This window comes from Elstera litoralis (genome assembly GCF_000963705.1).
GTDB classification, from domain to species: Bacteria; Pseudomonadota; Alphaproteobacteria; order Elsterales; family Elsteraceae; genus Elstera; species Elstera litoralis.
In genome coordinates this window covers 1-6,894 of sequence record NZ_LAJY01000094.1, presented here as the reverse complement: position 1 = coordinate 6,894, position 6,894 = coordinate 1, and the positions used below count along the sequence as shown (strand labels likewise).

The 6,894-nt window shown below is 63.3% G+C and carries 8 protein-coding genes and 2 pseudogenes; 3 read left to right on the top strand and 7 right to left on the bottom strand.

What is annotated here, in order from left to right; all coding sequences use genetic code 11:
* Positions 1-69: 69 nt before the first annotated feature.
* From VZ95_RS04805 to queE, 7 genes and pseudogenes are all read right to left on the bottom strand, one after another.
* The gene (locus VZ95_RS04805) at positions 70-1,365 is read right to left on the bottom strand and encodes an urea ABC transporter substrate-binding protein (RefSeq protein WP_045774864.1); all 1,296 of its coding nucleotides are present in this window, start codon (positions 1,363-1,365) and stop codon (positions 70-72) included.
* 57 nt (positions 1,366-1,422) lie between these two features.
* Positions 1,423-1,893 carry a HoxN/HupN/NixA family nickel/cobalt transporter gene (locus VZ95_RS27990; protein WP_084627578.1) on the bottom strand — a complete coding sequence of 157 codons (471 nt, stop codon included), beginning with the start codon at positions 1,891-1,893 and terminating at the stop codon, positions 1,423-1,425.
* 32 nt (positions 1,894-1,925) lie between these two features.
* A pseudogene (locus VZ95_RS27985) lies at positions 1,926-2,225 on the bottom strand (HoxN/HupN/NixA family nickel/cobalt transporter); the annotation flags it as partial.
* Between the two features lie 9 nt (positions 2,226-2,234).
* Positions 2,235-2,486 (bottom strand): metal-sensing transcriptional repressor, encoded by a 252-nt coding sequence (locus VZ95_RS04795; protein WP_045774863.1) that lies wholly within the window; start codon positions 2,484-2,486, stop codon positions 2,235-2,237.
* 144 nt (positions 2,487-2,630) lie between these two features.
* On the bottom strand, positions 2,631-3,356 hold the full coding sequence (gene queC, locus VZ95_RS04790; RefSeq protein WP_045774862.1) for a 7-cyano-7-deazaguanine synthase QueC: 726 nt from the start codon (positions 3,354-3,356) through the stop codon (positions 2,631-2,633).
* Positions 3,357-3,358: 2 nt separating this feature from the next.
* Positions 3,359-3,730 (bottom strand): 6-pyruvoyl trahydropterin synthase family protein, encoded by a 372-nt coding sequence (locus VZ95_RS04785; protein ID WP_045774861.1) that lies wholly within the window; start codon positions 3,728-3,730, stop codon positions 3,359-3,361.
* Position 3,731: 1 nt separating this feature from the next.
* A complete protein-coding gene (gene queE / locus VZ95_RS04780; protein WP_045774860.1) occupies positions 3,732-4,388 on the bottom strand; it encodes a 7-carboxy-7-deazaguanine synthase in 657 nt (218 codons plus the stop codon).
* A 111-nt stretch (positions 4,389-4,499) separates the two neighbouring features.
* On the opposite strand from queE, the gene def reads away from it, so the two are divergent.
* From def to VZ95_RS04765, 3 genes and pseudogenes are all read left to right on the top strand, one after another.
* Complete coding sequence (gene def, locus VZ95_RS04775; RefSeq protein WP_045774859.1) at positions 4,500-5,030, top strand: peptide deformylase; 531 nt, start codon at positions 4,500-4,502, stop codon at positions 5,028-5,030.
* A gap of 10 nt (positions 5,031-5,040) precedes the next feature.
* Positions 5,041-5,948: pseudogene (gene fmt, locus VZ95_RS04770) on the top strand (methionyl-tRNA formyltransferase).
* Between the two features lie 18 nt (positions 5,949-5,966).
* Positions 5,967-6,737: an SDR family NAD(P)-dependent oxidoreductase gene (locus VZ95_RS04765; RefSeq protein WP_045774858.1), complete on the top strand. Its 771-nt coding sequence runs from the start codon at positions 5,967-5,969 to the stop codon at positions 6,735-6,737.
* Positions 6,738-6,894: the final 157 nt, after the last annotated feature.

Genomic DNA, 6,894 nt, shown 5'->3' with positions numbered 1-6,894 from the left:
CGGCGGCGAGCGGAAAGCGGGCGCGGCGCCATCCGGTGCGGCGGGTGGGGCGGAAGGGTTGGAACTCGCTCATCGGCCGTTCCGGGTATCGGAGCGCGGCGGCTCCCAGCGCCGCCCCCAGGCCTCATAGAGAAGATCGACGGAGCGCTGCCAATCTTCGGCGCTGAGCAGGCCCGGAAACGGCACGGGCCGCACGGGGCGACCGCTTTCCCAGGTAATCTCGATCTGCCCATCGTCGGCGATCATGCCGATGCGCACGGTTTTCCAAGTGTAGAAAGTGACTGGATCGACCGAAATCACGCCGCCCGGCGCGTTGATCGAAAGGCCGCCCAAAACCGGGCGCATGTCTTTCCAGGCCACCGATTGCGCGTCTTGCACCGCCCGTGCCCACAGATGAATGCCGATATAGGCCGCCTCCATCGCCGCCGTCGCCGGAACTTCCGGCCCGAAAGCTGCGTGCAATCGATCTTTGAAACTCTGGCTGGCGGCGGTGCCGATACTGCCGAAATAGCTTTGCACCACATAATCGCCCGCCATCAGCAACGGGCCGATGGCGCGAATATCGTCTTCGGCCAAGGCGAAGGACATGACCGGCGTATGGTTCGACATAATGCCCACGCCGCGCAGGGCGACCATCAGGGGGCCATTAATCGTACCCGTGCCGAAGTTGAAGATGATATCCGGGCGGGCGGCCTGAATCCGCGCCGTGATCGTGCTGAAATCCTGCGTGTCGGGCGTTATATATTCCTCGCCGACCAATTGGCCGCGCAGGGCGGTGATTTGCAGGCGCGTCAGTTGGGCCGCGACCCGTGCGTTCACCCCATCGCTGCCAACGAAAAAAATGCGTCGCCCGAAGGTATCCATCGACCATTTGATGACCGGGATGATCTGTTGGTTCGGTGCGGCCCCCAGTGCCAGGATGTTCGGCGATTCCTCCATCCCCTCGGTTGGATAGGGGTAGACCAATACCGAGTCCGCCGCCTCCACTAAGGGCCGCAGGCTTTTTCGGCAACCGGAAGTCGCGCACCCGAAGAGCGCCGGGACTTTCTCGCGCTCGAGCAGCCGCTGTGCCCCCGCCAGCGCGACGGCGCTATCGGATTCCGTATCGACGACGATGGGCTCTACGGGCCGGTTCAGCAGCCCGCCGTTGGCGTTGATTTCTTGGAGAGCGAGGCGCTGGGCCTTTTCCACATTGCGGTCGGCCACCGCCAGCGGCCCCGTGCGCGCGATGAGTAGGCCGATGCGGATGGGGCGATAGGTGGAGGGCGGGCCTTCCAGCGCAATGCGCACCGCCCCCATCGCCGCCAGCGTGGCGAGAATGGTGACGAACACCCCGACCATAAACCCGTTCCGCCGCTGTGCCATCGCCCCCGCCCGTGTTGCGCGGCTATTCTGCGGCAGCGGCGGGGGAGGCGTCTAGGCTTAGAAAATGTGAAGGCCGGCAAGGCCGCGCCAGACGAAGCTTACGGCGAGCCCGAGAATGACCAACCCCGAAATCAGCGGCAGGATTTCGGCAAATTGGGCGAACCCAGACCAGCGGCCTGCGGCGTGACGCAGGCTCAGCGTGGCGGCAAGGCCGATGCCCACCAAGGTCACGGCGAGGCCAAGGCTGAAGGCGGCGACCATGCCGATGCCAAGCGCGACGGCTTTCACCTGAAGACACACAATCAGAACGGTAATCGCTGCCGGGCAGGGGGTGAGCCCGCCGGTGAACCCGAACCAGATCACCTGCCGCCGGCTAATTGCCCCGTTCGCGCTGAAGCGGGCGGCAATCTCCCTTGCATGGGCGGCGGCGTGGGCATCGTCATGATCGTCGTGCTCGTGATCGTGGTTGTGCCCGTGGCTATGCTTGTGATCGTGGGGATGGTCGTGATGCGCCCGCCGGTGTTGCACGGCCCCCAAACCAAGCGCCCGCCCAGTACGAAGACAATCGCGCCCGACGCTAAGAGCAACCACGGCTCGACGCGGTCCAGAATAAGGGCATCGCCCAGGGCAAGGCCAATCATCGCGATAACCCAAACCACCAGCGAATGCCCGAGCGCTGCCGAAACGCCCAACAGAATTGCCTGCTGCGGCGTTCCGCGAATAGTGATGATGAAGGCCGCCATCAACGATTTCGAATGTCCGGGTTCCGCCGCGTGCAGTGCGCCGAGCAGCAGGGCTATCGGCAGATAAAACCAGGGCGTATGGCCCCCGGCGGTAATCAGGTGGACGAGATCAGGCATGGCAGGGGCTCATAAAAATTTGGCGAGTTGTTTAAGCTCGCCGATGACGGCGCGGCCTTCGCGGTCCGCATCCTCCAGGCAATGCTCGATGTGATCCTGGATCAGCTCTTTCTTGGCCTTGGCAACCGCCGCTTCGACCGCGTGGAGTTGTTGGGCAAGCTCCAGACAGGGTTTCTCCGCCTCGATCATTCCAATGACCGCGCGCAAATGCCCTTCGGCTCGGCGCAGGCGCGCTACGATTTTTGGGTGAGATGCATGCATGGGATTATCCTATCCCCCCGGAGAGGATAAGGTAAATGTTAAAAACACACGCTCTCCCTTGAAGTGAGATTGCCGATAGAAAGAGGATACTTAAGGAGCAAGCTCCTTAAGCGAGGGTTCGGGAGCCGGGCTCCCGTTTTACCCCTACGGCGTCGTCGCCAGGTCGGGCGGATTGGCGCGGTAAGCTTCCCAGCCTTTCGAGCGAAGTTGGCAGGCGGGGCAGGTGCCGCAGCCGAAGCCCCAGGGGTGGAGGTGGTCGCGGTCGCCGAGGTAGCAGCTATGGCTTTCCCGCCGAATGAGTTCGACGAGATCGACGCCGCCGAGGTCTTCGGCCAGCTCCCAGGTGGCGGCTTTATCGAGCCACATCAAGGGGGTGTGCAGCACGAAGCGCTTATCCATGCCGAGGCCGAGCGCCACTTGTAGGGCTTTGATGGTATCGTCGCGGCAGTCGGGGTAGCCTGAATAATCGGTCTCGCACATGCCGCCCACCAGATGCCGCGCGCCGCGCCGATAGGCCAGGGCGGCGGCGACGGTGAACATGAGAATGTTCCGGCCCGGAACGAACGTATTCGGCAGGCCGGTGTCGGAGAATTGAATTGCGGCGTCCGAGGTCAAGGCCGTGTCGCTGATCGTGCCGACGACGCCAAGATCGAGCAAATGATCCGGCCCCAGCTTGCCGCGCCACTGCGGAAACTGCGCCGCGATTTCGGCGCGCAAGGTGTCGCGGCAGTCAAGCTCGATGCGGTGGCGCTGGCCGTAATCGAAGCCGATGGTTTCGACGTGATCGAAGCGATCCAAGGCCCAGGCGAGGCAGGTGGCGGAATCTTGACCGCCGGAGAAGAGCACCAGCGCGGTTTCGGGAATCGCCATAATTAAGCCTCCTCGGGGCCGAAGTAGGTGCATTTATCGCCGCTCGCCTGCCGCCACACCGACACGCGGTTGAGGCCGGGCAGGCTGGGGGCGAGGTTTTTCCAGAGATAGACGCACAAGTTTTCCAGCGTCGCCGGGCCGAGGCCGGGCACATCATCGAGAAAGCGATGGTCCAACTCGGCGCGCACGCTATCGAGCGCGCGGGTGAACAGCCCAAGGTCGAGAATCATGCCGGTCGCCGGATCGGGGGCGCCGCGCACGGTGATTTCGGCGTGATAGGTATGGCCGTGAATGCGTCGGCTGCTCTCGGTTTCGATGCTCCGCTCTAGCGTATGGGCGGCCTCGAAGTAAAATTGCTTGGAGAGTTCGAACAAGTTACGGAATCCCGATCATCTTGTGGGTTTGCAGGCTCAGCCGCCAGCGCGGGTGCGCCTGACAATAGGCGACGGCGGCGGCGGTGTGATGGCTCCGCGCCAAGCCGCCATCGTTCAGCCCGTCCATCGGTTGCAGCCAATAATGGGTGAAGGCTTCGGCGTCCAGCGTGTCGAAAGTCTCCGGCAGAAGGGCGGCTTGTGGGAAGATCAGTTTCAACTCGTGCCCGCGCTGCTGCACGAAAGGCGCGCCCGCTTTCGGGCTGACGCAAATCCAGTCGATCCCTTCCGGTGCGGCGAGGGTGCCGTTGGTTTCGACGGCAATGGTGAAGCCTTCCGCCTTCATCGCGGCGATCAAGGGCGCGTCCAGTTGCAATAAAGGCTCGCCCCCCGTGAACACCACATAGCGATAGGCCCGGTCCGGCCCCCACAGCGCGGCCAGATGGGCCACGAGGTTTTCGGCGCGCGCAAACTTGCCGCCGCCGCTACCATCGGTGCCGACGAAATCGGTATCGCAAAATTGGCACACGGCCTCAGAACGGTCAGCTTCCCGACCGCTCCACAAATTGCACCCGGTAAAGCGGCAGAATACTGCCGCACGCCCGGCCTGTGCCCCTTCCCCTTGCAGGGTTTTGAAGGCTTCCTTGACGCTATAAGACATGGGATAATCCTCTATCCCCGCCTTATAGCGAAGCGAAGGCTGGGAGGGCAGAGGGCTGCTGTGCAGGCTGCCATGCTTGACGCTTCTAAACGCCCAGCTTATGTGAACCCTATGGCTTTACTTCCCATTCTCACCGCTCCGGACCCGCGCCTGAAGCAGAAAGCAACCCCCGTCGGCACCGTCACGCCCGAAGTGCGCCGCCTGATGGACGATATGCTCGAAACCATGTACGTCGCGCCCGGCATCGGCCTCGCGGCACCGCAGGTGGGCGTGCTGAAGCGCGTGATCGTGCTCGATATTTCGCCCGAGGCGGAAAAGCGCGCGCCGCTGCGCATGGCCGACCCCGAACTCGTCTGGGTCTCGGACCATGACGCGACCTTCGAGGAAGGCTGCCTTTCGGTGCCGCAGCATTATTCGGACGTGGCCCGCCCGGCGGAAATTCGCGTGCGGTACAAAGACGAGAATAATGTGGAGCGCGAAATGGAGGCCAAGGGCCTGCTCGCCACCTGCATTCAGCACGAGATGGATCATCTCGATGGCGTGTTGTTCATCGATCATATTTCGGCGCTGAAGCGGAACATCATTCTGCGCAAATTGCTGAAAGTGAAAAAAACCGGCACCTCCGCCGCGCCCGTCGCGTAAAGGCTTCTCCATGCGCCTTGCCTTCATGGGAACGCCGGTTTTCGCGGTGCACGCGCTGGCGGCGCTGATTGCGGCGGGGCATGAGATCGTCGCGGTCTATGCCCAGCCCGCGCGTCCCGCCGGGCGGGGGCAGAAGCCGCAGCCGTCGCCGGTCGAAAGCCTGGCACGCGAGCATGGGTTGCCTGTCTTCACGCCGGTCAGCCTGAAATCCGCTGAAGAGCAAGCGGCTTTCGCGGCCCTCAATCTTGATGCCGCCGTGGTCGCCGCCTATGGGTTGATCCTGCCGCGCGCGATTCTGGATGCGCCGAAACGCGGCTGTTTCAATATCCACGGCTCGCTGCTACCGCGCTGGCGCGGGGCGGCCCCGATTCAGCGGGCGATTCTGGCGGGCGATTCTGAAACCGGCATTACCATCATGCAAATGGAAGCCGGGCTCGATACCGGCCCGATGCTGCTGAAGGACGCGCTGCCGATTACCGCTGCCACGACCGGCGGTAGCCTGCACGATGATTTGGCAGCGATGGGCGCGCGGTTGATGGTGCAGTATCTGAATAACCCCGACGCTATCCGCCCGAGGTTCAGCCAGCGGACGGCGTGACCTATGCCGCCAAGATCGACAAGGCGGAGCTCAAGCTCGATTGGTCCCTGCCTGCCGCGCACTTGGACCGCGTCATCCGCTGCTTTGCGCCGCGCCCAGGGGCCTGGACGGAGATCAACGGCGAGCGGGTGAAGGTGCTGGCGGCGGAGACCGCCTTAGGGTCGGGTGCGCCCGGCACCACGCTTGATGCCGCGTTGACGGTGGCGACGGGGGCGGGGGGGCTGCGCCTCACGCGCCTGCAACGCCCCGGCAAAGGCCCGGTTTCTGCCGATGATCTCTTGCGTGGTTGGCCCGTTCCGGCGGGAACCCATCTTCCCTAATCCCGAAAGGATCGCTGAATGTCCTCCCCCGTCGTTCTCATTACCGGCGCGGGCCGGGGTATTGGTGCCGCCTGCGCCAAAGTTTTCGCGGCCCAGGGGGCGAAAGTGGGCGTGCTCGCCCGTCGGAAGGCCGATGCCGACGCGGTTGTGGCCACGCTTCCTGAGGGCGCGGCGCTGGCGCTTGCGTGCGACGTGCGTGACCGCGCCGGACTGCGCGAGCAGATCGAGGCGCTCGAAGACGCCTTCGGCCCGCTCACCGCGCTGGTGAATAATGCCGCCATTATCGGCCCGCTGGAGCCTTTTCATGACGCCGATCCCGATGCGTGGGCGGAAACGATCGACGTGAACTTATCGGCAGCGGCCTGGGTGGCGCAGGCGGTTGTGCCGGGGTTTCTGGCGCAAGGTGGCGGGACGATCATCAATATCTCCTCCGGCGCGGCCCATAAGCCGATTGCGGGTTGGAGCGCCTATTGCGTTAGCAAAGCCGGGCTCGCTATGCTCACCTATGCGCTGCATCTGGAGTATGCCGAGGCGGGGATACGGGTGTTTGGCGTTGCGCCCGGCGTGGTCGATACGGGCATGCAGGTTGCGATCCGCGCCTCGAACCATACGCCGGAACGCCTGCGTGACCGCAGCGGGCTGGCGCAACCGGAAGCCCCCGCCCAGTTAATCGCAGCGCTCTTGTCTACAAAAGCCGATGGTTTTCGCGGTCAAGAGATTGACGTTCGCGATGAAAATTTACAAAAAATTATCCTAGTTCTGGCACCCTATATCAAGTCAACAGGTTAAATGAAAAAATGATCTGAAAAAGTGAGAGTGCGCTGCTCGTTGCACTTCTAGGGAGAATGTCATGACTGCTCAAACGGTAGGGTCCCGTTTTGGGATTAAAGCGCGTCTGTATGGAACCTTTGGGCTCATCGCCTGCCTGACGGCGCTGAATGGCGTG